We start from the raw sequence: 25,310 nt of genomic DNA on the forward strand, positions 1-25,310 counted from the left end.
GCAGGCATGCCTATTTTCGGCGTCCAATGAAAACCGAGAAGGAAAGATAAAGACATGAAGTCCCTGGAATTGCTGGTCGAGCGCATCATCCTCTCCAGTCGCTGGCTCCTGGTGATCTTCTATCTCGGCCTTGCCGCTTCGCTCGCCGTCTACGCCGTTTCGTTCGCCTATAAGTTCTACAAGGTGGCGATCAACGTCTTCGCCTATGACGAAGCCGACATGATCCTCGCCATTCTCGGCCTTATCGACGCCGCCCTGGTGGCCAGCCTCATCGTTATGGTAATGATTTCGGGCTACGAGAATTTCGTCAGCCGCTTCGACGAGGCCGAAAATGGAGGCGAGGTTTCCTTCATCGGCAAGCTCGATTCAGGCAGCCTCAAGATCAAGGTCGCCTCTTCGATCGTCGCCATTTCCTCGATCCACCTGCTGCAGATCTTCCTGAACGCTACTCAATACGACAACGCCAAGCTGATGTGGTTCACCATCATCCACCTGGCCTTCGTCGTGTCCGCGCTATTGTTGGGCTTTCTGGAAAAGATCATGGCGAAAGCAAAAGCCAAGGATAGCTGAGGCCGGGTCAACGGCTACTTGCCGGCCATTGCCGATGCGCTGGTCATCGGCGCAACGGTCGTCGACCGTGCCGGCGCGTCACAATCGGAAATCGATTGATTTTCCTTGCAGTTGCGCGCCGAGGCCAGGGCGTCGGCATCGGCAAGCTCCGTCGTCAGCTTCAGCCTCAACGCGTCCATCTGCGAAATCAGATGAATGCCGTTCGGGTCGGTTCCAAGCATCAGATCGACAAGCCCCCGGTCCACACCCATTTTGTCGAGGAAGCTCACCAGCCTCGACCTCTGCGCCTTGTCGAGCTTCGTCGTGTCGTACTTGCCGACGAATTTGCGGCCGATCTCCTTCTTGGAGATGATCTTGCGCCTGCCATCCACCATCTCATATTCGGTGCGATACTGAACGCGTACCTCGCTGTAGGTGGTGGTGATCTGATGAACGCCCAGCAGCGCGAAGGGGCTGGAAACGCGCTGAACACCGCCTGCAAAAAACAAAGGGCAGGCCGAAAAGCAGATTGCGCCGTCGGAAAATGGCTGGCCTGTGATCGAGCCGTCCTTGGCAAAAGCAGCCGAGCAGATCGGCTCGGCATAGGGGCACGCCCGCGAGCGGGTGCGGCCGACTGCGATCGAAAGCTTTTGCTTGCGAATGACGCGAGCCATCTCCATCGCTGCCTTGACATCGCCACCCGGCGAACTGACGACGATGGGCAGTTTACGGTTGCCCACCTGCTTCAGGATCTTCTGCAGCTTCCTCGGTGTATCTGCCATGATCTGACCTTCGGCGGAGATCCAGTCCGGGCAAGTGCTATCGGCTCGGCATTGGCCCATCTCGCCGTGAACGAGCAAAAACTGCATCGGCGCGCCACCGACAGCGCCGGCAGCTTCAGCCAGCGCGGGCGAAACCAGAAAAAGCGAAACGCCGGTAACGAACCACAACAGCGTTTGATAACAACGCGCCGCAAGCTGCGGAAAGAAGCGAAAATTCATAAGCTATACGCCTGCAAGCGATTACTTTGGCAAGACCGATAGCAACCGCTTTGGGCCTCCGCAAGGCGCACCAACACGGCGACGCATCATTTGAATAAAACTCATGGCCGCCTTCACGGAAAGTCCCGCGTGCAAAGAAGTACGTTTCCAAAAATTGGCTGCCGGCGAACTCAAAAGCGTGAGATCTCATGCCAGCTTATGCCGTGGGCGATAAACTGCGAACGGTACAAAACAGGCATTCCTGAAGCGGCGCCCAAAGCGCAGAACCCAGTTCAAAACGTCGGTTTTAGGCTTAATTTTGACATAGTGGGGAAGCGTCACCAGACCCCTTCGATCGTCCTGGCGATGACGTCAAATGTATGATCGCGTCGAGATCCGGCCAACAAAAGGATGGTCGCGGGCACTTATCGCCCATTTTGGGCGAAGCCTGCGACAATTGTATGTTTGAATATTAAAATATATGAAAATGAAAATTATTTCTGGCCGTGTGGTATTTTTGCGTCTAGCATTCACTCATAAATCGAGTATTTGATATCGATACCACGCCGCGGACACCTTAACTCATATGTCCTATATCATTACCGCCGAGAGACAATTGCTGCTTTCTGCCGAGTTGGCTGCCGCTCGGACACAGGCGGCGTTTGCAATGGGCTTGGAACGGACGGGATCGGCTTTTGGCTTCAGCCATGTGGCTCTGATGAACGCCCCGGTTCCCGATGATACGATGATGACGCCGCTACTTATCGAGGGGACGGTGCCAGCACAGTTCGTGCGTGAGTTCGATCGGCATCATCTGGTTCGCCGCTGTCCTATGCTGCTGCGCACGCGTGATTCAGTGATGCCGCGCGCGTGGCATCTGCTGGAAAAAGATGCCGAACCTGACGCCGATGTGCCGGGCGAGCTTCGAGCACTCCTGATTAGCTACAATTGTCCGATGAGCGTCATAATCCCGGTCAATGCTCCGGATGGCCAGCGTCTCGTTTTCTGGTTCATGGGCAATCGCAACAGCCTCGGCCAGAGTGAAATCAACGAACTCACCCTGATCATGCTGCAGGCGCTCGATTCCTATAATTGCCTCAAGCGCAACGGTGGTGCCGCGCCGCATTCGCTTTCCGCGCGCGAGCTGGAAGTGGTCCGCTGGACGGCCCAAGGCAAGACCTCGGTCGAAATTGGCCAGATTCTTTCTCTCTCCGACCATACGGTCAACGCCTATATGATGAACGCGATCAAGAAGCTCGATTGCGTCAACCGTACCCAGCTCGTCGCAAAAGCTATCCGCCTGAAACTGATCAGCTAGAGCTTTTCCGCTTTTCTTCAAATCGCGAAAACGCTCTATCTTCCTGTTCTTACGCAGTTCCGGACGCAAAACCGCTTCGCACTTTGCTGGAACTGCTCTCGCTGAACTCCCCTTCAAGTGCTCTCAAAACTGAGCCCGGCAGCCGGGTTCAGCGTCACTGTCCGCCTACTGGGTCTACGCCCGCTGGGCTTCGTTTAGCGACCGCCCAGGACCGTGCGGATTTCCACAAGGCTCGAACGCACCCGCAGAATATGGAAGCCCATGGTCGCAAGATGGCTCGGCATGAAGGAGCTGTCTTCAGGCCCATTGGAAATGATGAAGGGTTGAATGCGCAAAGCCGTCTGCAGCTGCGTCGTGACGTCGGCCCAAAGCGTGGCGACATTGCGTTCGGCAATCACCTGCTGGAAATCCGAACGGGCCGCCATCAGGATACCGTAGCTCGCATAAAGCTGCCCATAGGCAAACCAGAAGCGATCGTCAGCCCGCATATCCAGCCAACCATAGCTGTGATCCCCCGCCCTCCGGGCCAATATGTCCGCCGTGCTGCCGAGATCGTTGGCAATATGGTCGACGAACTGCAGGAGGTTGTCGGCACGTCCGTCGAAAATCGCCTTGCAATTGCCGAGGTCGCTATTGAAGCTGCGCAGATTGCTCATTGCAGCGCGATAATAGCTTGGGCTCGGCGTCTTCGGTCCGAAGGGATGCAGGCCGAAATACCAGCTCGACTCGTCGAACTGCAGGTTGCCGCGCGCCTTCTGCAGATCGCTGTTGATGCCGGATGTCCCGCGCACACGGCCGAGCGTATCGACCAGCTCCGCCGAGGTGCGGCGAACGACCGAATTGATGCCCCGCTGGAAGGAAGCCTTGTTGTCGAGGAAGGGCGTGTCATCCCATGAAATGCCGAAGAAGCCGAGCTTGTAGAGCAGCATAGAGGAAATCCAGGCATTCTGGTTGACGTTGAAATCGATCAGATCGGTGGCAACGTCGACGACAGCCGAGGTTTGGCAGGTCTTAGGTGCTGTTGCAGCCGCCTGCTGACCATCCGTCGCAGGCAGCTCCTGTCCGGCGGAATTTTTGCGCTCGGAGAATTTGTAGACGTCCGGATAAGCCGGATTGAACCCGGTCCAGACCTGCGTTTGCCAAACGAAATAGACATAAAGCAGCGCCATCAGCGCCACGAAGGCAGCAAGCGGCAGCTTGATCAGCCAGTTGCGCTGCCGATACCAGCCATGAGCGGCAAGAAATGGCCAGCTTAGCCCGACGAAAACCAATCCCAGCCAGCGCGCGAAAGCGGCCCAGATCCGCTTGAAGAACGCCGTGATCGAGTCAAGCATGGACACGCCTCCTAAACCCTACCGCGCATCCTGCCGACACGCGAAGGACGCACCACACCAACCTGCGCAATGGACGCCGCGAAAATCGCCGCGGTCCTCGGATCATTAAGTCCTTATCGCCACTCGCGTTCCAGCAAATATGTGTTCTTGGGACAAACAACAACCGTCCGAACGGAATTTTCGGTGACGGACGGCAATCAACCCTCAGGTTGCGTCTCTTCCGCCACTTCGCCCGAATCTGAGGATGCGGGCAGCGGATGACGCTCCAACCGTCGTTTGAAGACAGCATCGACATGAGCCTTGCGCACGGCAAGATCATGCCCCGCCAGCACATTCGTCTCGAAGGCCTGGATCAGGCTCTCGACCGCTCCCGTTCGCGAAACCCTAATCGATACCGGCTCCACTTCTGACGCCAATGCCTTGAGCAGGGCGATCCGCTGCTCGATATCGACGCTCAGCTTGGCTGCCATCGCGCCGATGGCGGCGATCTGATTGTTCAGGGCAGCCGCCAGCCCTTCGTAAATGTCTATGAGGCGCTGCCGCACGGTGCGGCGGGATTGAAGCTCCTGTTCTTGCCGCCGAATATCATCCTGCTCGGTCACCAGAGCGCGATAGTCCGCTTCGAGTTCGGACTGCAGATTGGCATGGCGTGAAGATGGGCGGTTGCGCCTCTGATACATGAGTTTTTCCGCCAGGACGTCGGCCCGGCGCTGCACCTCCTCTATCTCGAAATCGAGCTTCCTGCGCCTCTCGATCACGCCTTCGAGTTGAAGTTCGCATTCACGAAAGCACCGGGAGAATACGGGTCTCGCCTGCTTGAAAAGAAGATCGAGTTCGGCCGATACAGCAAGGGCTGCGTCGACATTGACGATGATCTCATCTGGCCCCATGGGTCTGCGTGCAAGCACCCGGCTGAGCAAGCCTGCATTTTCAAGGCCGATCTTCTCATTGAACAATCGCCGATGCTGCAGATCAGCCTCGTCGGTCGCATGATCCAGCTCTTTGACGAGCGACAGGGCGACTGATTTCCAACGGTCGAGCAATTCGACCGCTTCGCGAACAAATGCCTCTTCGACCGGAAAATTAACGGCTGCGGCGTGCTCGCTGTCCCTCGCGTGGCGGGCGAGCGTCGCTACTGCCGAATTCGCGTCGTTCATAGCGTCTTCGAGCGTCGTCCGCGCCTTATCGAGCATGCCATCGAAGGAATAAGGCCTGAGCATGAAAACATTCCCTCCCCTACCCTTGGCGCGAGACTAGTCGCTTCCGGAGGAGAAGGAAATGCTCGAAAACTATTGGGTAGCGGCAGGATTCTTCAAATAGGCAATAAGGTTATCGAGGTCCCTGTCGTTTTTCAGACCTGGGAAGGACATCCGGGTGCCTTTGACGAGGAATTGCGGCGCCGGCAGATATTTCCGCAGCAGCGCTTCATCCCAGACCTTGCCATCAGCCCCGAATGCCCTCATCGCCGGCGAATAGGCGTAATCCGGCTTGCTTGCGACGGCTCGCCCGACGATTCCCATCAGCGAGGGGCCGACGCGATTGTCTGGCCCGGTCGCCGTATGACATGCCCCGCATTTCTTGAAAACGACGGCACCCGCGACGGCATCGCCATCCGCGAGCACGGAAGAAGTCGAGGCAAGCACGATGACCGCCGACGCCAGACATTGCAGTTTCATCCTCTCTCCCCGTCAGCCTCGACCTCGATAGGCAATTACGTGCCGAATATAGTCCGAACTGCTATCGAAAGCCTGCACGAGCGGCTGCTTCACTCGCAAGTAATCGCCTCCTCCCAGTGGCGACGGCAAAGCGAAACATATTTGTCGCTGCCGCCGATCTCGATCTGCGCGCCTTCGCGCACGACATTGCCGGCAGCGTCCAAGCGCACCACCATCGTCGCCTTGCGCCCGCAATGGCAGATGGTGCGCACCTCCCGCAATTCGTCGGCGATGGTCAGCAGCTCCTGCGATCCCGGAAACAGATGTCCATGGAAATCCGTGCGCAGCCCATAAGCCATGACCGGAAGGCCGAGGCGGTCGACGATATGGGCAAGCTGCCAGACCTGCTCGCGCGTCAGAAATTGCGCCTCGTCGACGAAGACGCATGCGAGCGGTTCGCTTGCATGCATTTCATCGACCATCGCATAGAGATCGTCGTTGGTTTCGAACGGCAAGGCATCCATCGTCAGTCCGATGCGCGAGGCGATGGTGCCGCGGCCGGCACGATCGTCGAGAGCCGCGATGAAAGCCGCCGTGCGCATGCCGCGCTCCTGATAATTATAGGCAGCCTGCAGCAGCATGGTCGATTTGCCGGCATTCATCGTCGAATAATGGAAGTAGAGCTTGGCCATGACATTCTCCTTGAATGCTTCATGGGAGCTGCGTGACAATAAGGAAAGATAGTCTCGGCGAAAACCACAGGATTCAGGCGTGTTTCGCCGAAGGGCCAAAAGCCTTGGCCAGCGGCGGACAGAAAAAGGCGGGCGTCGCATTCAGCCCCCTCAAACCGCCGCAAATACACTGTGGTCGCTTGAAAATGTCAGTTATTGATGGTTGCTTGGGAACGTTAGACTGGGAGTCACGCAATGATAAAAATGACCCTTACTGCATTCGCTTTCGCTTCAACTCTCTCCGCATTGACATTGGGAGCCAGCACGGCCTCCGCAGCCGAACCGGCAAGCTGTGGCACCGTACATTTTGCTGATGTGGGCTGGACCGATATCACCTCCACCACGGCAACCGCCTCCGTTCTTCTGAAGGCACTCGGCTACGACACGGACGTCAAGGTGCTCGCCGTTCCGGTGACCTACCAGTCGCTTAAGAACAAGGACATCGACGTTTTCCTCGGCAACTGGATGCCCTCCATGGCCGAGAACATCAAGCCGTTCGCCGCGGACAAGTCGGTCGAAACCGTCCGCGCCAACCTGGAAGGCGCCAAGTATACGCTCGCGACCAACGAAAAGGGTGCCGCGCTCGGCATCAAGGACTTCAAGGATATCGCCGCTCATAAGGACGATCTCGACGGAAAAATCTACGGCATCGAGCCGGGCAACGACGGCAACCGTCTGGTGATCGACATGGTCGACAAGAACACTTTCGGGCTCAAGGGCTTCGAAGTGGTCGAGTCCTCCGAGCAGGGCATGCTGGCACAGGTGTCCCGCGCCGACAAGGAAGGCAAGCCGATCATCTTCCTCGGCTGGGCGCCGCATCCAATGAACACCACCTACAAGATGACCTACCTCACCGGCGGCGACGATGTGTTCGGGCCGAACTTCGGTGGTGCGACGGTCTATACCAACGTCCGGGCCGGCTACCTGCAGGAATGCTCGAACGTCGGCGCTTTCGTCAAGAATCTCGTCTTCTCGCTGCCGATGGAAAACGAAATCATGGGCAAGATCCTGAACGACAGCAAGGAGCCGGAAGCGGCTGCCACCGAATGGCTGAAGGCCAATCCGTCGGCGGTCACGCCATGGCTTGCCGGCGTCACCACCAAGGATGGCGGTGACGGCCTGGCAGCGGTCAAGGCCAAGCTCGGCCTGTAATACACGGATGGATGGAGGGGCGGCCAAACCGCCCCTTTCTCTTCCTTGAACGGACTGCTTGCTTTCGCGTCCCGCCATCTCCGGAGAATGTCCGGCCCGGCGTGACACATCGTTATTCCGCGGCGGCACCTCCGGCATCGTATGTAACAATCGGAAACGCCGCCCCCAATCGTGGGCAAAGATGTGAACTGGTTAACCGATTACCGCATCCCTATCGGGCCATGGGCCAAAGCCATCGTCGATTGGCTGACGAGCAATGTCACATGGTTCTTCGACGGCCTTTCCTTCGTGGTCGCGCACGGAATCAAATGGCTGCTGTTCCTCTTGCAGGCACCGCATCCGCTGATCGTCGTCGTCGCCTTCACGGCAATTGCCTATTGGATGCGCCGGAGCGTCACCATCACGGTCCTCACCCTGATCGGCCTGCTGATCACCATCAACCAGGGCTATTGGAAAGAGACGACCGAGACGCTGGCACTGGTATTGGCCTCCACCTTCGTATGCATGCTGGTGGGCGTGCCGCTCGGCATCGCGGCAGCACGCCGTCCCTGGCTTTACTCCATCATGCGGCCGATACTCGATCTGATGCAGACCATCCCGACCTTCGTGTATCTGGTGCCGGCAATGATCCTGCTCGGTCTCGGCATGGTCCCGGGCTTGGTTGCCACCGTCGTCTTTGCTCTTCCCGCACCGATCCGCATGACTCGCCTCGGCATCATTTCCACTCCCCCTTCGCTGGTGGAGGCAGCTGAATCCTTCGGTGCGACGCCTCGCCAGGTTCTGCGCAAGGTCGAGCTGCCCTTCGCCACGCCGCAGATCATGGCTGGCCTGACGCAGACCATCATGCTGTCACTCTCGATGGTCTCGATCGCGGCACTCGTCGGCGCCCCCGGGCTCGGCGTGCCCGTACTGCGCGCACTGAATAGCGTCAATGTCGCCAAGAGCTTCGATTCCGGCGCCTGCATCGTCATCCTGGCGATCATTCTCGACCGTATGTTCCGCGCGCCCGGCGAAGGAGACCACTCATGACTGTCGCCGTCGATTTCAAAAATGTCAGCATCATCTTCGGCGATCGTCCAGATGCCGCCCTGAAACTTGTCGACGCAGGCAAGTCGCGCGACGAGATCGGTAAATCCACCGGCATGGTGCTCGGTGTAGCCAATGCCTCCCTGCAAATCGAAGAGGGCGAAATTCTCGTGCTGATGGGCCTGTCCGGCTCCGGCAAATCGACCCTACTGCGCGCTGTCAACGGCCTTGCGCCCGTCGTGCGTGGCGATGTCGTCGTCAACACCAAGAATGGCCCGATCAATCCTTACACCTGCAGCCCAAAAGCCCTGCGCGACCTGCGCATGCACACCGTCTCCATGGTTTTCCAGCAGTTCGCGCTGCTGCCCTGGCGCACGGTCGCCGACAATGTCGGCTTCGGGCTAGAGCTTGCCGGCGTGCCGGATGCTGAGCGCAAGAAGCGCGTCGACGAGCAGCTACAGCTCGTCAACCTCACGCAATGGGCCAATCGCAAGGTCAATGAACTTTCTGGTGGCATGCAGCAGCGCGTCGGTCTCGCCCGTGCCTTTGCGACCGGAGCGCCGATCCTGCTCATGGACGAGCCGTTCTCCGCGCTCGACCCACTGATCCGCACCCGCCTGCAGGACGAACTCCTGGAATTCCAGCGCCGCCTGAAGCGCACGATCCTGTTCGTCAGCCACGATCTGGACGAGGCATTCCGCATCGGCAACCGCATCGCCATTATGGAAAGCGGTCATATCATCCAGTGCGGAACGCCACAGGAGATCGTCAAGAACCCTGCCGACCAATATGTTGCCGACTTCGTGCAGCACATGAACCCGATCAGCATGCTGACGGCGCGGGATGTCATGCAGCAGGGCGTCGGACATTCGGCCAATGCGGGTTCCGTCACCGCGACGGCAACCGCCGCGACACCGCTCATCGATATCCTTGACGCCTTGACGCGCCAGCCGGGCAATATCGGCGTTGTTGACAATGGCACGATTATTGGAACGATCTCCGCGCAAGACGTGGTGTCAGGCCTCACCAGCCACCGGCGAAAGGAGTAGTCGCTCGCGACTGCTCCTCAATTCATGGAGCAGGCAATGAATGACAAGCCATCGGTGCTGAGGGAAACGGATGAGGATGCGCGCGTTCAGGCGCGTAACCTCATGCACAAAGCCGCACATGCGGCCTTGGCCGTCATCGATCCCGACACCGGCTTTCCCTCCGTCAGCCGCGTCCTGACTGCCATGGATGCCGATGGCGCTCCGGTCATCCTGGTCTCCGGCCTCTCCTCACATACCAAGGCTTTGATGAAGGACAGCCGCGCTTCGGCGCTCTTCGGCGAGCCCGGCAAGGGCGATCCTCTCGCCCATCCTCGCCTGACCTTACGCTGCAGCGCGGAGCGCATCGAGCGGCGAAGCCAGGCTCACGATCGCATCCGAACGCTTTTTCTCGATCGCCACCCGAAATCCAAGCTCTATATCGACTTTCCGGACTTCTGCTTCTTCCGCCTCGTTCCTCTGGATGCCAGCCTGAACGGCGGCTTCGGAAGGGCTTATATCTTGTCCTCGCAGGACCTGATGATGCTTTAAGCCGAAAACAGAGCGCGCGGGCAATAAGTCATACAATAGTGCGAGAATTAGTAGTCGGACAGCTCGAAGTAGAAATGGCTGATATTGGCGGGTTGCAAATCTCCGGTGACCAAATTTGGCATATTTGCTGCTCCGAAACGATAAGAATCGACCTATTTTGGTCTAATCGAGCCCCTGGATGGGACGTTAGGGACGCCTGCATCATCGCCCGAGCATCATACGTACATATCTAAAACAGCATACTCGATACCTTAAATTTAGGTATATACAATCTTCGACCGGTCTTGGTATTGTTAGATATCGGTAAGGACCGGGTTGGAAATAGCACAATTTCTGATTTACGCTCCGCATTGGGAAGTTTAAAAGATGAAGACAAGAGATTTGGCCGAACACTCTAATGTTGCGGCAGCATTATTATCAGCAATGGCGAACCCGAAGCGCCTTTTGATCCTTTGCAGTCTCGTTAAAGGTGAAGTTCCAGTTGGCGTTCTTGCCAATCAGGTCGGACTGAGCCAATCAGCACTTTCCCAGCATCTTTCGAAGCTTCGCGCCCAAAAGCTGGTCAAGACGCGTCGTGATGCTCAAACTATTTACTACTCCAGCACATCGGAATCCGTGATCCGTGTTCTCGAAACGCTGGAAGACATTTATTGCGAGCCGGAAAAAAGTAGATCGGCTGCCTAAGAGCTAAGATAGCTCCCGGCCTGTCGACGCATGATCTTTAGAGACAATTTAAATCTCGAAAGATCGACTTGCTTTCATTACCAGGTGTTTTACTGCTTTAACTGGCAAATCCTTGGATTTGCCAGTTTTTTCGTATCCGGACTACCTCACGGTGCTTCGTGGCGCGCTTCGCGCCCGACATGTCGACACGCATTCTTCGACGCTCGACCTGCCGCCCTCGCCGCTATCTTTGCCTTGACGCAAAAAGGGCGGCTGATAATTTGACCAAGCAGTAAATATAATAGCGCGGCGCAACGCCGTTGCCGGGAAATGGCCCCCGAATGGCCATTGGAGAACAGCATGTCGGACCGTTTGAATGCCACCCCCAACGATTTGCGCGCCTTCTGGATGCCGTTTACGGCCAACCGTCAGTTCAAGAGGGAACCGCGCCTCTTCGTCAGCGCCAAGGATATGTATTACACCACCCATGACGGTCGGCAGGTGCTGGATGGAACTGCGGGTCTGTGGTGCGTAAACGCCGGGCACTGCCGCCCGAAGATCACCGAGGCCATCCGCCAGCAGGCAGGCGAACTCGACTACGCACCTGCCTTCCAGCTCGGCCACCCCAAGGCTTTCGAGCTGGCGAACCGGCTGGTCGATATCGCCCCTGAGGGTATGGACCACGTTCTTTACACCAACTCCGGTTCGGAATCGGTCGAAACCGCGCTCAAGGTCGCGCTTGCCTATCATCGCGTGAAGGGCAATGGCTCGCGCTTCCGCCTCATCGGCCGCGAGCGCGGCTATCACGGTGTCAATTTCGGCGGCATCTCCGTCGGCGGCATCGTCACCAACCGCAAGATGTTCGGTACGCTGCTGACCGGCGTCGACCACATGCCGCACACCCATGTGCCCGGCAAGAACGCCTTCACGCGCGGTGAGCCAGAGCATGGCGGCGATATTGCCAGCGAACTGGAGCGCATCGTCACTTTGCATGACGCTTCGACGATCGCGGCCGTCATCGTCGAGCCGGTCGCCGGCTCCACCGGCGTGCTCATCCCGCCGAAGGGCTATCTGCAGAAACTGCGCGAAATCTGCACCAAGCACGGCATCCTGCTGATCTTCGACGAAGTCATTACCGGCTTCGGCCGTCTCGGTACCCCCTTTGCCGCCCAATATTATGATGTGAAGCCTGATATCATCACCACGGCAAAGGGCCTGACCAACGGCGTCATTCCGATGGGGGCGGTCTTCGTCACCTCGGAGATTCACGACGCCTTCATGCAGGGACCCGAGCACATGATCGAGTTCTTCCATGGCTACACCTATTCCGGCAACCCGATCGCCTCGGCCGCGGCATTAGCGACGCTGGACACGTACAAGGAAGAAGGCCTGCTGACGCGCGCAGCCGAACTTTCCGACTACTGGGCCGACGCTCTGCACTCCCTGAAAGACTGCCCGAACGTCATCGACATTAGAAACACCGGCCTGATCGGCGCCATTGAGCTCGATCCCATCGCCGGCGAACCTACCAAGCGCGCCTTCACCGCCTTCCTGAAGGCCTACGAGAAGGGCCTTCTGATCCGCACCACCGGCGACATCATCGCGCTGTCGCCGCCACTGATCATCGAGAAACATCACATCGACGAGCTTTTCGGCAAGCTCCGCGAGATCTTGCAGAATAATATCTAGCTCGCCTTTCATGGGTCACCAGATGATCCGCGAACTCGAAGAGTCCCTCTCCCCGCCTGCGGGGAGAGGGTTAGGGTGAGGGGCCGTTCACAGGGATAATGGGATGCGCGGTCCGGAACCTAAAACGACACAGCGCGCAAGAATGCTTCGTCAATCGGACAACGATGCCGAGGCAAAACTCTGGTCGGAACTTCGCAACCGTCGGCTGAACGGCTTGAAATTCGTTCGGCAATTTCCAATCGGTCCTTATTTCACTGACTTTGCCTGCCGAGAGCGATCCCTGGTCATCGAGATCGATGGCAGTCAACATGCCGACAGCAAGCACGATACCATTCGCGATGCCTTCATGGTCCGTGAGGGTTGGTCTGTCGCTCGCTTCTGGAATGTTGATGTCCTAACAGCCATGCCATCGGTTCTCGAAACCATCATGGCCATCTGTGATGGCAGGTTGACTAAAGCTGTGGTAGCTCGCGATTTCAGGTTCTTTCCAGCGGCACCTTCGGAATAGCCCCTCAGCCCGACCCTCTCCCCGCACGCGGGGAGAGGGAGGTCGCCGCCTCTCGCAAGGCCATAAGAAACACTGCCCTATCAACAAATTCGGACAGATCCCCTCTCCCCGTAAAACGGGGAGAGGGTTAGGGTGAGGGGCTATACGGAATCACAGCGATTGCAGGAAGAAGCCATGACCACCAAACTCGAACGCTATATCGACCAGGGCGTCGGCCGGGAGCCTGCGGATATCGTGCTGAAGAACGGTCGCTTCTTCGATCTGGTGACGGGAGAGCTGGTCGCTTCGGACATCGCCATTTGCGGCGATCGCATCGTCGGCATCTGCGGCGATTACCAGGGGCGTGAAGAGATCGATATTGCCGGCCGCATAGTCGTGCCGGGCTTCATCGATACCCATCTTCATATTGAATCCTCGCTGGTGACCCCGCTCGAATTCGACCGTTGCGTCCTGCCTTATGGCGTCACGACGGTCATCTGCGATCCGCATGAGATCGCCAATGTGCTCGGCACCGAGGGCATCCGCTACTTCCTCGACTGTTCGCTGGAAACCATCATGGATATCCGCGTCCAGCTTTCCTCCTGCGTACCGGCGACGCATCTGGAAACCTCCGGCGCCGATCTGCCGATCGAGAAGCTCCTGCCCTTCCGCAATCATCCCAAGGTCATCGGCCTTGCGGAATTCATGAACTTCCCCGGCGTGATCCATAAGGATCCGGTCTGCATGGCGAAGCTCGAGGCTTTTCAGGGCGGCCACATCGACGGCCATGCGCCGCTTTTGCGCGGCAATGACCTCAACGGCTATCTCGCTGCGGGTATCCGTACCGAACATGAATCGACGACATCAGAGGAGGCGCTGGAAAAGATCCGCAAAGGCATGCATATCCTCGTGCGCGAGGGCTCCGTCTCCAAGGATCTGCACGCGCTGATGCCTATTATCACCGAGCGCCTGTCACCCTACCTCGCACTCTGCACAGACGACCGAAATCCGCTCGATATCGCCGAACAGGGCCACCTCGATTACATGATCCGCACGGCGATCGCCCATGGCGTCGAGCCATTGGCGATCTACCGCGCCTCCTCGATCTCCGCAGCCCGCGCCTTCGGCCTTCGGGATCGCGGTCTCGTGGCGCCTGGATGGCGCGCAGATCTCGTCGTCATCGACAGTCTGGAAAACTGCAAGGCCGAGATCGTCTTTTCCGCAGGCCGCCGCGTTACCGCCGAACTCTTTGCGACCCGCGGTTCGGTCGAGCCGGTCGGCCTCAACAGCGTCAAGGCCCGCCCGATCAATGCCGCCGATTTCGGTGTGCCGGTAGCAGAAGGCGAGAGCTCCGTCATTGGCGTGACGCCTGGCAAGATCATCACCCAACATCGCCGCTATCGCCTGCCGACCAAGGGCAACCAGACCGATATCGACCTCGGCAACGATATCATCAAGGTCGCCGTCATCGAACGGCATGGCAAGAACGGCAACCACGCCAACGGCTTCGTCCAGGGCTTTGGTCTGAAGAAAGGCGCGATCGCCTCCACAGTCGGCCATGACAGCCACAATATCTGCGTCGTCGGCGTCAATGAGGATGACATGGCGCTCGCCGCCAACCGCCTCAGTGACATCAATGGCGGCTTCGTCGTCGTCGAGGATGGCGTCGTGACAGGCGAGATCGCCCTGCCCGTCGCCGGCCTGATGAGCCTCGAACCTTATGAAAGCGTGCGCGACACGCTGCATCATCTGCGCCAAGCGGCCTATGCCCTCGGCGCAACGCTGGAAGAACCCTTCCTCCAGCTCGCCTTCCTGCCCCTGCCCGTCATCCCGCATCTGAAGATATCGGACAAGGGCCTGGTCGATGTCGACAAGTTTATGCTGATTGGCTGATCAGGCTCACACCTCGCGAGGAACATAGCTTGCGTTGCGAAGGTGTAAGCGGACAAACAATTCGCTCTTGGGACTTCAATTGACGAAAGCCTGTTGTTATCTTTGCTCCACGACATCAAACCGTTTGGTCATGGAAAGAACAATCGTGACAAAGCTTGAGCAGATTGAGAAAAATGTCAGCGAGCTGGAGCCGGAAGACTTCAAGGCATTCGCCGAATGGTTCGAAGCTCTGCAGGCAAGCCGGTGGGACCGGCAAATCGAAGCTGATATAGGCGCCGGTAAACTGGATGGGCTGGCAGACAAAGCTCTCGCCGATTTTCGCGCGCGAAAGACGCGGGCATTTTGAAGCATCATGCCACTCAGTCGTTTTGGCAGGCTTATGAAAAGCTGCCAAAACATGTGCGAGAACTCGCCGACCGAAATTTCGAGCTTCTGAAATCGAACTCGAAGCATCCCTCACTTCATTTTAAGCAAGTAGGTCGCTTCTGGTCCGCGCGTGTCGGGATTTCCTGGCGCGCTCTTGCTGTCGCTGACGGCGACGACCTTGTCTGGTTCTGGATCGGCTCTCACACCGAATATGACAAGCTCTTACGCTAAATCACGCCACATGCCCGCAGAATACATCCAGAGCAGCAAGTGTTAGCACTGCCCCCGCATCGGCGGTGCCAAATCCTGGCATGGCGATCGTCTTGCCAAGTTTGATGTCCTCCGGCAAAGCAACCTTCACCGGCCTGCGGGAGAGATTGAAGACGAACAGCAGCGTCTCGTCACCCTTGGAGCGCGTGAAGGCGAGAACGTCTTCCTCCGTATCAAGGAAGGTCATGTCGCCATCGCGCAAAGCGGCATGTTCCGCACGGAAGGCAAGCGTCTGCCGATAGTGATGCAGTACGGAATCCGCATCCGCTTCCTGCTTGTCCACCGCAAGGGACGCATGCTGGTAGGGAACCGGCAGCCATGATTTGTCGGCCGTCGTGAAGCCCGCATGAGCACGACCCGCTTCCCAGGGCATCGGCGTGCGGCATCCGTCACGCCCCTTGAAGGCCGGCCAGAAGCGAATGCCATAGGGATCGCGCAGATCCTCGAAGGCTAACTCCGCCTCCGGCAAACCGAGTTCTTCGCCCTGATAGAGGCAGATCGAACCGCGCAATGTGGAAAGTAGCGAAATCGCGAGCTTCGCAACACGCGGCTGCTCCTCCTCCGTCTCGGCAAAGCGGCTGACATGCCGCTGGACATCGTGGTTGGAAAAGGCCCAGCAGACCCAGCCATCGACGACATTATCCTGAAAATCGCTGACGCAACTGCGGAAATGCGCCGGCGTGAAATCGGGCCCCAAAAGGTCGAACGTGTAGCACATATGCAGCTTGTCGCCGCCGCTGGTATAGGCGGCGACGGTCTGCAGCGAGCGCGCACCATCCCCCACTTCGCCGACGGTCGCGCGATCCTCATATTGGTCGAGCAATGCCCGGAACCGCCGCAGGAAGCCGATATTCTCCGGCTGCGTCTTGTCGTAAAGATGGTTCTGCATCCCGTAAGGGTTGCTCTCGGGGGCATCGAGCCCGCCGGTTGCGACGAGCGCCGGCGGATTGTCGCGAAGCTTCTTGTCGCAGAAATAGTAGTTGACCGTATCCAGACGAAAACCGTCCACGCCGCGATCAAGCCAGAATTTGACGGCCGAGAGCACGGCATCCTGGACCTCAAGATTGTGGAAGTTCAAATCCGGCTGCGAGGTCAGAAAATTGTGCTGGTAATATTGCCGGCGTACGCCATCCCACTCCCAACCCGGCCCGCCGAAAATCGACAGCCAGTTGTTCGGCGCGGTGCCATCCGGCTTTGGGTCGGCCCAGACATACCAGTCCGCCTTGGGATTGTCGCGGCTTGCGCGGCTTTCGACGAACCAGCGATGCCGATCCGACGTGTGCGAGATAACCTGGTCGATAATGACCTTCAGCCCGAGGTCGTGTGCTGCCGTCATCATCTCGTCGAAATCGGCAAGCGTGCCGAAAATCGGATCGACATCGCAATAATCAGCGACGTCGTAGCCCATGTCGGCCATCGGAGAGGTGAAGAACGGCGCCAGCCAGATCGCATCGACCCCCAATGCGGCAATATGAGGCAGGCGCCGGGTTATCCCCTTGATATCGCCGAGCCCGTTGGCATCCGTATCCTGAAACGACCGCGGATAGACCTGATAGATCACGGCCCCACGCCACCAGTCGGCTCCCGCCGCTTTATTCGTCGATGTCATCAAACCGCCTCGATATCGCACAAGGCCTTCCAGTTTGCACACTCGTGCGCAGGCGGCAAGCCGCAAATCGGCCATCCGAAAAGCTCAACCATCGGCGGATAAATTCGCAGTATCAATTTTAGCGAATTACCAATAAGAAAGTTCACACGCTAAGCATGCCCGACTTTTTTTAACTTGAAAGCGACGTCGCTTTCGATAACTTCGCGCATTGACCTGCACGTACAGGTCACCTGCGGATCAAAAACACCCTTGTAAAACAAGGACAAGAACTCCAGAAAGGTGGGAAAACATATGGCGCATATCACCAGAAAATTTATCGCTGCGGCTTTCGTCAGCACGATATTGAGCGTTTCCGCGCATGCCGCGACCCTCAATATCCACAACGGCGGCGACCCGACTTCGCTCGATCCGCAAAAAATTTCCGGCGATTGGGAAAACCGTATCGACGGCGATATCTTCGAAGGGCTGGTGACCGAGGATCCCAAGGACAACCCAATTCCCGGCCAGGCTGCAAGCTGGACCATTTCACCCGATCAGAAGGTCTATACCTTCAAGCTTCGCGACGGCATCAAGTGGTCCGATGGCCAACCGGTGACGGCTCAGGACTTCGTCTTTGCTTTCCAGCGCCTGATGGACCCGAAGACCGCTGCGCAATATGCTTATCTGCAGTACACGATCCTGAACGCGGAAAAGATCAACAAGGGCGAGATCAAGGATCTGACCCAGCTTGGCGTCAAGGCGATCGACGACAAGACGCTCGAAATCACGCTTGAGAATCCCACTCCATACTTCCTCAACGCCCTGATGCACTACACGGCCTATCCGCTGCCGAAGCATGTCGTCGAAGCCAAGGGCGACCAATGGGTCAAGATCGGCAACATCGTCACCAACGGCCCGTACAAGCCCACCGAATGGGTGCCCGGTTCGCACGTCAGCATGGTCAAGAGTGACCAGTATTACGACGCCAAGGACATCAAGATCGACAACGTCAACTATTACACGCTGGAAGATCAGGCCGCTGCCTTGAAGCGCTATCGCGCCGGCGAATTCGATATCCTGACTTCCTTCCCGGCTGACCAGTTCGACTGGATCCAGAAGAACCTGCCCGGCCAGGCGCATGTGGTGCCCTTCCTTGGCACCTACTACTACGTCCTGAACTCTACCAAGCCGCCCTTCGACGACAAGCGCGTGCGCCAGGCTCTCTCCATGGCCGTCAACCGCGAGGTCATCGGCCCGAAGATTCTCGGCACCGGCGAACTGCCATCCTATTCCTGGGTACCGCCGGGTACCGCCAACTACGGTGAGCCGGCCTATGTCAGCTGGAAGGACGAGCCTTACAAGCAGAAGGTCGAAGAAGCCAAGAAGCTCCTGAAGGAAGCAGGCTTCGGTCCCGATCATCCGCTGAAGGCTCAGCTGCGCTACAACACCAACGACAACCACAAGCGCATCGCCGTTGCGATCGCCGCCATGTGGAAGCCGCTCGGCGTCGATATCGAGCTCTACAACACCGAAACCAAGGTGCATTATGATGAAATGCAGCGCGGCGAGGTGCAGATCGGCCGTGCCGGCTGGCTCGCCGACTACAACGACCCGATCAACTTCCTGAACCTGCTCTCCACCGGCGTCGAGATGAACTACGGCCGCTGGAGCAACAAGGACTACGATGCTCTGATCAAGCAGGGCAACGAGGAAATCGATCTGAAGAAGCGCGCCGAAATCTACAAGAAGGCCGAACAGCTGGCCCTCGACGACAGCGCCGCGATCCCGATCTACTACTACGTTTCCCAGAACATCGTCGCCCCGAAGGTCCAGGGCTTCGTCGACAACATCCAGGACATCCACCGTACGCGCTGGCTGTCGATTAAAGAATAATTGGGAACAGGCTCCCTCCCGGACACAACCGGGAGGGAGCCGTCTAAGATCATGTTTGGCTACGCTCTCCGTCGTTTGCTGTCGACAATCCCCGTTCTGTGGATTGCCGTGACAGTGTGTTTTTTCATTCTGCGCCTCGCTCCCGGCGGCCCCTTCGATGGCGAAAGGCCATTGCCGCCGGAAGTCAAAGCCAACCTCGCGGCTCACTACAACCTCGACAAGCCCCTGGTTGAGCAATACCTGATCTATGTCGGCGACGTCATGAAGGGCGACCTTGGCCCCTCCTTCGCCAACCAGGACTTCACCGTCACCCAGCAGATCATGTCCGGCTTCCCCTATACGTTGACCATCGGTGGCTCCGCCTTCGTGCTCGCGACTGTCGTCGGTGTCTTCATAGGCTGTCTCGGGGCGCTCTATCAGAACCGCGCAGCCGATTACTGGCTGGGCGGCGGCCTCCTCATCGGCCTGGTCATGCCAAGCTTCCTCATCGCCCCCATCCTTCAGCTCATCTTCGGCAATACGCTCGGCTGGCTGCCGGTCGGCGGCTGGGGCGACGGCTCGATCAAGTTCCTGATCCTGCCCATCATCGTCCTGACCCTGCCGCACGCGGCTCGCATCTCTCGCCTGATGCGAGGCTCGATGATCGAAGTGATGGGCCAGAACTTCATTCGCACCGCCAAGGCCAAGGGTATCGGCCCGCGGCTGACGATCATGCGCCACGCGCTGAAGCCGGCCATGATGCCCGTCGTCTCCTATCTCGGACCCGCGGCAAGTTACCTCCTCACCGGCTCGCTGGTGGTCGAAAGCATCTTCGGCCTCCCCGGCGTCGGCCGCTACTTCGTCGGCGCAGCGCTCAACCGTGATTACGGCATGGTTCTCGGCACGGTCGTTTTCTACATGGTCCTGATCGTGGTCCTCAACCTGCTGGTCGACATCGCCTATGCCTGGCTCGACCCGAAAGTGAGAATGCGATGATCCTCAATTCCGCCAAGAGAGAATTGCTGGAAGCGGAATTGCTTTCGGCAGAAGGGCTCGCACCCAAGGGGCGATCCCTCACCGGCGACGCGATGCGTCGCCTCCTGCGCAACAAAGCCGCAGCACTGTCGCTGATCGTGCTAGCGGTGCTGGTTCTGGTCGCCATATTCGGTCCGTACTTCCTGCCCTTCAACTATGAAGATCCGGACTGGAATTCCTTCCGAGGCGCTCCAGACTTCGCCGCCGGCCACTATTTCGGCACCGACGGCAATGGCCGTGACCTTCTCTCCCGCACGCTCTACGGCACCCGGGTGTCGCTGACCGTCGCCCTGGTGGCGACCCTCGTCTCAGTCGTCATCGGCGTGCTCTACGGCGCCGTCGCCGGCTACTTCGGCGGCCGCGTCGATGCGATCATGATGCGCTTCGTCGATATCATGTACGCCCTGCCCTACGTCCTCTTCGTCATCCTGCTGATGGTGATCTTCGGCCGCAATGTCTATCTGCTGTTTGCGGCGATCGGCGCACTCGAATGGCTCACCATGGCCCGTATCGTGCGCGGCCAAACCCTGTCGATCAAGCAGCGGGAATTCATCGAGGCCGCCCGTGCATCGGGGCAGCGATCGTTCAAGATCATCCTGAAACACATCGTGCCGAACCTCGTCGGCCCGGTCGTCATCTACGCAACGCTCACCATCCCGGAAATCATCGCGACGGAGAGCTTCCTCTCCTATCTCGGTTTCGGCGTTCAGGAGCCGCTGACATCGCTCGGCACCCTAATTGCCGAAGGTTCGGCCGGTATGGAGACGACGCCCTGGCTGCTGTTCTTCCCGGCCGGTTTCCTGGTCGCGCTACTGATGAGCCTGCTCTTCATCGGCGACGGTCTGCGCGACGCATTCGATCCGAAGGATCGCTGACATGACAGAAACACTTCTCGAACTCAAAGACTATTCGATCACTTTCCGCACGCCAGAAGGCGAAGTGGCGGCGGTCTCGAAGATGAACCTCAAGATCGGCCGCGGCGAACGTATCGCCGTCGTCGGCGAGTCCGGCTCCGGCAAGAGCCAGACCTTCCTCGGCCTGATGGGCCTGCTCGCCAAGAACGGCCGCACCAGCGGCCAGGCGCTGCTCGACGGCAAGGATCTGCTGACCCTGAAGCCTCGCGAGCTCGACCATGTGCGCGGCAAGGACATGGCAATGGTCTTCCAGGACCCGATGACCGCGCTTAACCCGTCGCTGCGCATCTCGCGGCAGCTGACGGAGCAGCTGGAAGTCCATGGCGGCCTGACAGCGCGCGCAGCTTCGGCAGCGGCGCTCGACATGCTGAAACGGGTCGGCATCCCTGATCCGACACGCCGCTTCAACCTCTATCCGCATGAGCTTTCGGGCGGCATGCGCCAGCGCATCGTCATCGCCATGGCGCTGCTGACCAAGCCGAAGCTCCTCATCGCCGATGAGCCGACGACGGCACTCGACGTGACGATCCAGGCGCAGATCCTCGATCTCTTCAATGAGCTGACGGCGGAAATGCATACGGCGCTCATCATGATCACCCATGACCTAGGTGTCGTCGCCGGCCTCGCCGACCGCGTTGCCGTCATGTATGCCGGCCGCATCGTCGAGGAAGCGCCGGTGGAGGAGCTGTTCGAAAATCCGGCTCATCCCTATACGGCGGCGCTTCACTCCGCGATCCCGCGACCGGATCAGGATGTCGACGATCTCACCGTCATCCCCGGACGGCCACCGAACCTGATGCATCTGCCGCGCGGCTGCTCCTTCTCGCCGCGCTGCGCCCATGTACAGGACGACTGTCTGGACGCGGCCCCACCGCTCGATCCGTTGGCGCCACGCCGTTGCGCGGCCTGCTTCCACCCCCTTTCGGCTGATCAGGAACGGAGCCTCGTCCATGGCTGAGCAAACGCTTCTGAAGGTCGAGCATCTGACGACCGAATTCGAGCTGCCGTCGAAATCCCTCTTCAAGCCGCCGCTGATCCTGACTGCGGTCAACGATGTCAGCTTCGAGCTGAAGACCGGCCGCACGCTCGGCATCGTCGGCGAATCCGGTTGCGGAAAGTCCACGCTCGGCCGCTCCATCCTGCGGCTGATCAAGGCCCAGAAGGGCCGCATTCTCTGGCAGGGCGGCAACCTGCTCGATCTCACCGAAGAGGAGATGCGCGCCGCCCGCCGCGACATGCAGATCATCTTCCAGGATCCGATCGCCTCGCTCGACCCGCGCATGACCGTCGGCGACATCATCGCCGAGCCGCTGACCGTCTTCGAACCGAAACTGACCCGGGCGCAGCGACAGGATCGCGTTCGCGAGATCATGGCGGCCGTCGGTCTCGTACCCGAGATGATCAACCGCTATCCGCACGAGTTCTCGGGCGGGCAGGCGCAGCGCATCGGCATTGCCCGCGCCGTCATCACCCGGCCGAAGCTCATCATCTGCGACGAGCCGGTCTCGGCGCTGGATGTCTCGATCCAGGGACAGGTCATCACGCTTCTGCGCCGCCTGCGCAAGGAGTTCGGCCTCACCCTGATCTTCATCAGCCACGACCTCTCGGTCGTCCGCCTGATTTCGGACGACGTGCTGGTGCTCTATCTTGGCAAGGTGGTGGAAGCGGGCGAGGCTGCGACGGTCTTCGACCATCCGGCGCATCCCTATACGCAGGCGCTGTTCTCCGCCGCGCCGATCCCTGACCCGAAACTGGCGCGTGGCCGCGAGCGCATACGCCTGCAGGGCGATCCGCCCTCGCCGCTCAATCCGCCGCCGGGCTGCGTCTTCTCGCCCCGCTGCTGGAAGGCGACCGATGTCTGCCGCACGAAGATGCCGCCGACGGAACAGGTTCGTCCCGGCCAGACGGCGGCCTGCTATCACATGGATCGGCCGTAAATCAGCTCCAGCAAAAGTGGACGGCGGCTGCCGCCGTCCACCTTGCCCCAGCCGCTGCTTGCGCGTATGCAGCAGCAAGGCAAAATGCAGGAGGCAGTCTTGGGCGGGCGTTTTCTATCGATCGGCGAATGCATGGTGGAACTGTCGCAGGCCGATGACGGACATCTGCGCAAAGGCTTTGCCGGCGACACCTTCAACACCGCCTGGTATGCCCGAGCCTGCCTGCCTGAGGACTGGGCGATCGACTACTTCACCGCGCTCGGCGACGATGCCATGTCCGACGAGATGATTGCCTTCATGAGCAGCGCCGGCATCGGCACGCAGAGCATCCGCCGCCTTCGCGGCAAGACGCCCGGCCTCTACATGATCAATCTGAAGGACGGCGAACGCTCCTTCAGCTATTGGCGCGACAGCTCTGCCGCCCGCCAGCTTGCGACCGATGGCGATGCCCTGCGTGCCGCAATCGAAGCCTCCGACGTCCTTTATTTTTCGGGCATTACACTCGCGATCCTGTCGCGCGAAGACGCCTTTACCTTGCTCGCAGAGCTGCGCCGCGCCAAGGCTGCCGGCAAGCTGGTCGCCTTCGATCCCAATCTGCGCCCTCGCCTCTGGTCCAGCCTCGACGCGATGCATACGATGATCGCAGAGGGAGCGCGTGCAGCGACGCTGGTGATGCCGAGCTACGACGATGAAGCCGCGCATTTCAGTGACGATTCGATTGCCGCCACGATCCGCCGCTATCGGCAATACGGAGCCGCCATGGTCGTCGTCAAGAATGGCCCCGACGGCGCGACCATTGGCGACGGCGCTCAGGAGACGCTCGTCCCGGCGGTCAAGGTCGTGAAGGTTATCGACACCACCAGCGCCGGCGACAGTTTCAATGGCGCATTTCTGGCGCACTATCTGCAGCACAAAGATGCCGTTACCGCCGCCGGCTTCGCGGCCAAGATCGCGGCGAAGGTCATTCAGGAATACGGCGCGCTCATCCCGCACGAGAAGCTCAAAACCGTCAGGTAAGCTGTAATATTTCCATCATGGACACGCCCCACAATAGAGTGGGCGCGGGAATCATGTTTGAAACACCGCAATCGCTGGCACCGCCATCATGAGGATGCGGTGCGGATGGACTGTTTTGGGCATGTTGCAACGCTTGTCAGACATCGATCAAACCACCTGGGCGCAGGCGGCGACACCTGTCGCAGTACCCGAACGGCTGCTTATCGTCAGCGATGCCTGGCATCCGCAGGTCAACGGTGTGGTTCGCTCCATCGAGAACACCAATCGCGAACTGAAGCGCATGGGCATCGAGGTTTCGATGATCACGCCGGACGGCTTTCGCAACATCCCCTGCCCGACCTATCCGGAAATCCGGCTCTCGATCGCCGGCTATCGCAAGATTGCCGCCAGAATAGAAGCGCTCCGGCCGACTTATATCCACATTGCGACCGAGGGTCCCCTGGGACTCACGGCAAGGCGCTGGTCTCTGAGAAACGGCATGCCGTTTTCCACGAGCTATCATACTCGCTTTCCCGAATATGTCGCTGCTCGCCTGCCGATACCGGAAAGCTGGCTCTACGCCTTCGTCAAATGGTTTCACAATGCGGGCCATGGCTGCATGGTGGCGACGCCAAGCCTGGCAAACGAACTCAGGCAGCGTGGCATCCGCAACCTGCTGCCCTGGAGCCGTGGCATCGACTCCTCGCTGTTTCGACCGCAGCCCCAGGACGACGCACCCTTCGACCTGCCTCGCCCGATTTTCATGACTGTAGGTCGCGTGGCGCTGGAAAAGAACCTACCCGCTTTCCTCGACCTCGATCTGCCCGGATCGAAAGTAGTGGTCGGCGATGGCCCCGCGCGGGCGGAGTTGCAGACACTCTATCCGGACGTCCATTTTCTGGGAGCGAAATTCGGTGAGGAATTGGCGCATGCCTATTCGCAGGCGGACGTGTTCGTCTTCCCGTCCAAGACCGACACTTTCGGCAACGCCATTCTGGAAGCATTGGCGAGCGGCGTTCCGGTCGCCGCCTACCCGGTTACCGGCCCCGCGGACATTCTGGGAGGAGACAGGGCGGCTGGCGTCGTGGATGCGGACCTGGCCACCGCCTGCCTCGCCGCGCTCTCATGCTCGCGTGAAGCAGCGCGCTCCCTGGCACTCAATTACTCCTGGGAAGCGGCAACAACGCAATTTATCGGCAATGTCCGCATTGCCAATCATCGGGGCCGATTGCAAGCCTACAAGGAGTGAACTCCGGGCCGATGATCCACCCGGAATTC

24 protein-coding genes and 1 pseudogene are annotated in these 25,310 nt (G+C 59.1%); 19 read left to right on the top strand and 6 right to left on the bottom strand.

Annotation, left to right across the window (positions count from 1 at the left end):
• Window positions 1–54 precede the first annotated feature (54 nt).
• Window positions 55–570, top strand: coding sequence for a TIGR00645 family protein (locus RTCIAT899_RS12840; RefSeq protein WP_015340669.1), 516 nt, complete (start codon window positions 55–57; stop codon window positions 568–570).
• A gap of 14 nt (window positions 571–584) precedes the next feature.
• Here the strand turns inward: RTCIAT899_RS12840 and RTCIAT899_RS12845 are convergent, their stop codons facing one another.
• Entirely contained in the window at window positions 585–1,550 is a 966-nt protein-coding gene (locus RTCIAT899_RS12845) for a COG3904 family protein (RefSeq protein ID WP_015340670.1), read from the bottom strand.
• Window positions 1,551–2,115: 565 nt separating this feature from the next.
• On the opposite strand from RTCIAT899_RS12845, the gene RTCIAT899_RS12850 reads away from it, so the two are divergent.
• The gene (locus RTCIAT899_RS12850; RefSeq protein ID WP_015340671.1) at window positions 2,116–2,847 is read left to right on the top strand and encodes a helix-turn-helix transcriptional regulator; all 732 of its coding nucleotides are present in this window, start codon (window positions 2,116–2,118) and stop codon (window positions 2,845–2,847) included.
• A gap of 194 nt (window positions 2,848–3,041) precedes the next feature.
• Here the strand turns inward: RTCIAT899_RS12850 and RTCIAT899_RS12855 are convergent, their stop codons facing one another.
• From RTCIAT899_RS12855 to RTCIAT899_RS12870, 4 genes are all read right to left on the bottom strand, one after another.
• Window positions 3,042–4,181 (bottom strand): DUF2333 family protein, encoded by a 1,140-nt coding sequence (locus RTCIAT899_RS12855; protein ID WP_015340672.1) that lies wholly within the window; start codon window positions 4,179–4,181, stop codon window positions 3,042–3,044.
• Window positions 4,182–4,378: 197 nt separating this feature from the next.
• The gene (locus RTCIAT899_RS12860; protein WP_015340673.1) at window positions 4,379–5,401 is read right to left on the bottom strand and encodes a hypothetical protein; all 1,023 of its coding nucleotides are present in this window, start codon (window positions 5,399–5,401) and stop codon (window positions 4,379–4,381) included.
• A 69-nt stretch (window positions 5,402–5,470) separates the two neighbouring features.
• Window positions 5,471–5,857: a c-type cytochrome gene (locus RTCIAT899_RS12865; RefSeq protein WP_015340674.1), complete on the bottom strand. Its 387-nt coding sequence runs from the start codon at window positions 5,855–5,857 to the stop codon at window positions 5,471–5,473.
• Between the two features lie 89 nt (window positions 5,858–5,946).
• The gene (locus RTCIAT899_RS12870; protein ID WP_015340675.1) at window positions 5,947–6,528 is read right to left on the bottom strand and encodes a thymidine kinase; all 582 of its coding nucleotides are present in this window, start codon (window positions 6,526–6,528) and stop codon (window positions 5,947–5,949) included.
• 243 nt (window positions 6,529–6,771) lie between these two features.
• Here RTCIAT899_RS12870 and RTCIAT899_RS12875 point away from each other — a divergent pair, with 243 nt between their 5' ends.
• The 10 genes and pseudogenes from RTCIAT899_RS12875 (at window position 6,772) to RTCIAT899_RS34555 (ending at window position 15,651) form a co-directional block, all read left to right on the top strand.
• Window positions 6,772–7,719 carry a choline ABC transporter substrate-binding protein gene (locus tag RTCIAT899_RS12875; RefSeq protein ID WP_376766887.1) on the top strand — a complete coding sequence of 316 codons (948 nt, stop codon included), beginning with the start codon at window positions 6,772–6,774 and terminating at the stop codon, window positions 7,717–7,719.
• Window positions 7,720–7,902: 183 nt separating this feature from the next.
• Window positions 7,903–8,748 (top strand): choline ABC transporter permease subunit, encoded by an 846-nt coding sequence (gene choW, locus RTCIAT899_RS12880; protein WP_041677945.1) that lies wholly within the window; start codon window positions 7,903–7,905, stop codon window positions 8,746–8,748.
• Entirely contained in the window at window positions 8,745–9,794 is a 1,050-nt protein-coding gene (gene choV / locus RTCIAT899_RS12885) for a choline ABC transporter ATP-binding protein (protein ID WP_015340678.1), read from the top strand. The genes choW and choV overlap by 4 nt, the downstream gene beginning before the upstream one ends.
• Window positions 9,795–9,830: 36 nt before the next feature.
• Window positions 9,831–10,316 (top strand): annotated as a pseudogene (locus RTCIAT899_RS12890) (HugZ family pyridoxamine 5'-phosphate oxidase); the annotation flags it as partial.
• Window positions 10,317–10,688: 372 nt separating this feature from the next.
• Complete coding sequence (locus RTCIAT899_RS12895; protein WP_015340680.1) at window positions 10,689–11,006, top strand: ArsR/SmtB family transcription factor; 318 nt, start codon at window positions 10,689–10,691, stop codon at window positions 11,004–11,006.
• 339 nt (window positions 11,007–11,345) lie between these two features.
• The gene (gene aptA, locus RTCIAT899_RS12900; RefSeq protein WP_015340681.1) at window positions 11,346–12,674 is read left to right on the top strand and encodes an omega-aminotransferase AptA; all 1,329 of its coding nucleotides are present in this window, start codon (window positions 11,346–11,348) and stop codon (window positions 12,672–12,674) included.
• 103 nt (window positions 12,675–12,777) lie between these two features.
• Entirely contained in the window at window positions 12,778–13,182 is a 405-nt protein-coding gene (locus RTCIAT899_RS12905; protein ID WP_015340682.1) for an endonuclease domain-containing protein, read from the top strand.
• Window positions 13,183–13,356: 174 nt separating this feature from the next.
• Window positions 13,357–15,054, top strand: coding sequence for an adenine deaminase (gene ade / locus RTCIAT899_RS12910; RefSeq protein ID WP_015340683.1), 1,698 nt, complete (start codon window positions 13,357–13,359; stop codon window positions 15,052–15,054).
• A gap of 145 nt (window positions 15,055–15,199) precedes the next feature.
• A complete protein-coding gene (locus RTCIAT899_RS12915; protein ID WP_015340684.1) occupies window positions 15,200–15,400 on the top strand; it encodes a hypothetical protein in 201 nt (66 codons plus the stop codon).
• A gap of 53 nt (window positions 15,401–15,453) precedes the next feature.
• Entirely contained in the window at window positions 15,454–15,651 is a 198-nt protein-coding gene (locus RTCIAT899_RS34555; RefSeq protein WP_446692443.1) for a ParE family toxin-like protein, read from the top strand.
• Between the two features lies 1 nt (window position 15,652).
• Here the strand turns inward: RTCIAT899_RS34555 and bglA are convergent, their stop codons facing one another.
• Window positions 15,653–17,299, bottom strand: coding sequence for a beta-galactosidase BglA (gene bglA, locus RTCIAT899_RS12925; RefSeq protein WP_041677946.1), 1,647 nt, complete (start codon window positions 17,297–17,299; stop codon window positions 15,653–15,655).
• Window positions 17,300–17,590: 291 nt separating this feature from the next.
• Here bglA and RTCIAT899_RS12930 point away from each other — a divergent pair, with 291 nt between their 5' ends.
• The 7 genes from RTCIAT899_RS12930 to RTCIAT899_RS12960 all read left to right on the top strand — a co-directional run bounded on the left by RTCIAT899_RS12930 (window position 17,591) and on the right by RTCIAT899_RS12960 (window position 25,281).
• A complete protein-coding gene (locus RTCIAT899_RS12930; RefSeq protein ID WP_015340687.1) occupies window positions 17,591–19,171 on the top strand; it encodes a peptide ABC transporter substrate-binding protein in 1,581 nt (526 codons plus the stop codon).
• A gap of 51 nt (window positions 19,172–19,222) precedes the next feature.
• Complete coding sequence (locus RTCIAT899_RS12935; RefSeq protein ID WP_015340688.1) at window positions 19,223–20,146, top strand: ABC transporter permease subunit; 924 nt, start codon at window positions 19,223–19,225, stop codon at window positions 20,144–20,146.
• The gene (locus RTCIAT899_RS12940) at window positions 20,143–21,060 is read left to right on the top strand and encodes an ABC transporter permease (RefSeq protein ID WP_015340689.1); all 918 of its coding nucleotides are present in this window, start codon (window positions 20,143–20,145) and stop codon (window positions 21,058–21,060) included. Before RTCIAT899_RS12935 ends, RTCIAT899_RS12940 begins: the two co-directional genes overlap by 4 nt.
• Window position 21,061: 1 nt before the next feature.
• Complete coding sequence (locus RTCIAT899_RS12945; RefSeq protein ID WP_015340690.1) at window positions 21,062–22,057, top strand: ABC transporter ATP-binding protein; 996 nt, start codon at window positions 21,062–21,064, stop codon at window positions 22,055–22,057.
• Window positions 22,050–23,036, top strand: a complete 987-nt coding sequence (locus RTCIAT899_RS12950; protein ID WP_015340691.1) for an ABC transporter ATP-binding protein — start codon at window positions 22,050–22,052, stop codon at window positions 23,034–23,036. The genes RTCIAT899_RS12945 and RTCIAT899_RS12950 overlap by 8 nt, the downstream gene beginning before the upstream one ends.
• Before the next feature lie 99 nt (window positions 23,037–23,135).
• Window positions 23,136–24,053 (top strand): sugar kinase, encoded by a 918-nt coding sequence (locus RTCIAT899_RS12955; protein ID WP_015340692.1) that lies wholly within the window; start codon window positions 23,136–23,138, stop codon window positions 24,051–24,053.
• Between the two features lie 121 nt (window positions 24,054–24,174).
• Entirely contained in the window at window positions 24,175–25,281 is a 1,107-nt protein-coding gene (locus RTCIAT899_RS12960; protein WP_041677614.1) for a glycosyltransferase family 4 protein, read from the top strand.
• The last annotated feature ends 29 nt before the right edge of the window (window positions 25,282–25,310 follow it).

Origin of the sequence: Rhizobium tropici CIAT 899 (assembly GCF_000330885.1) — a bacterium.
GTDB lineage: Bacteria > Pseudomonadota > Alphaproteobacteria > Rhizobiales > Rhizobiaceae > Rhizobium > Rhizobium tropici.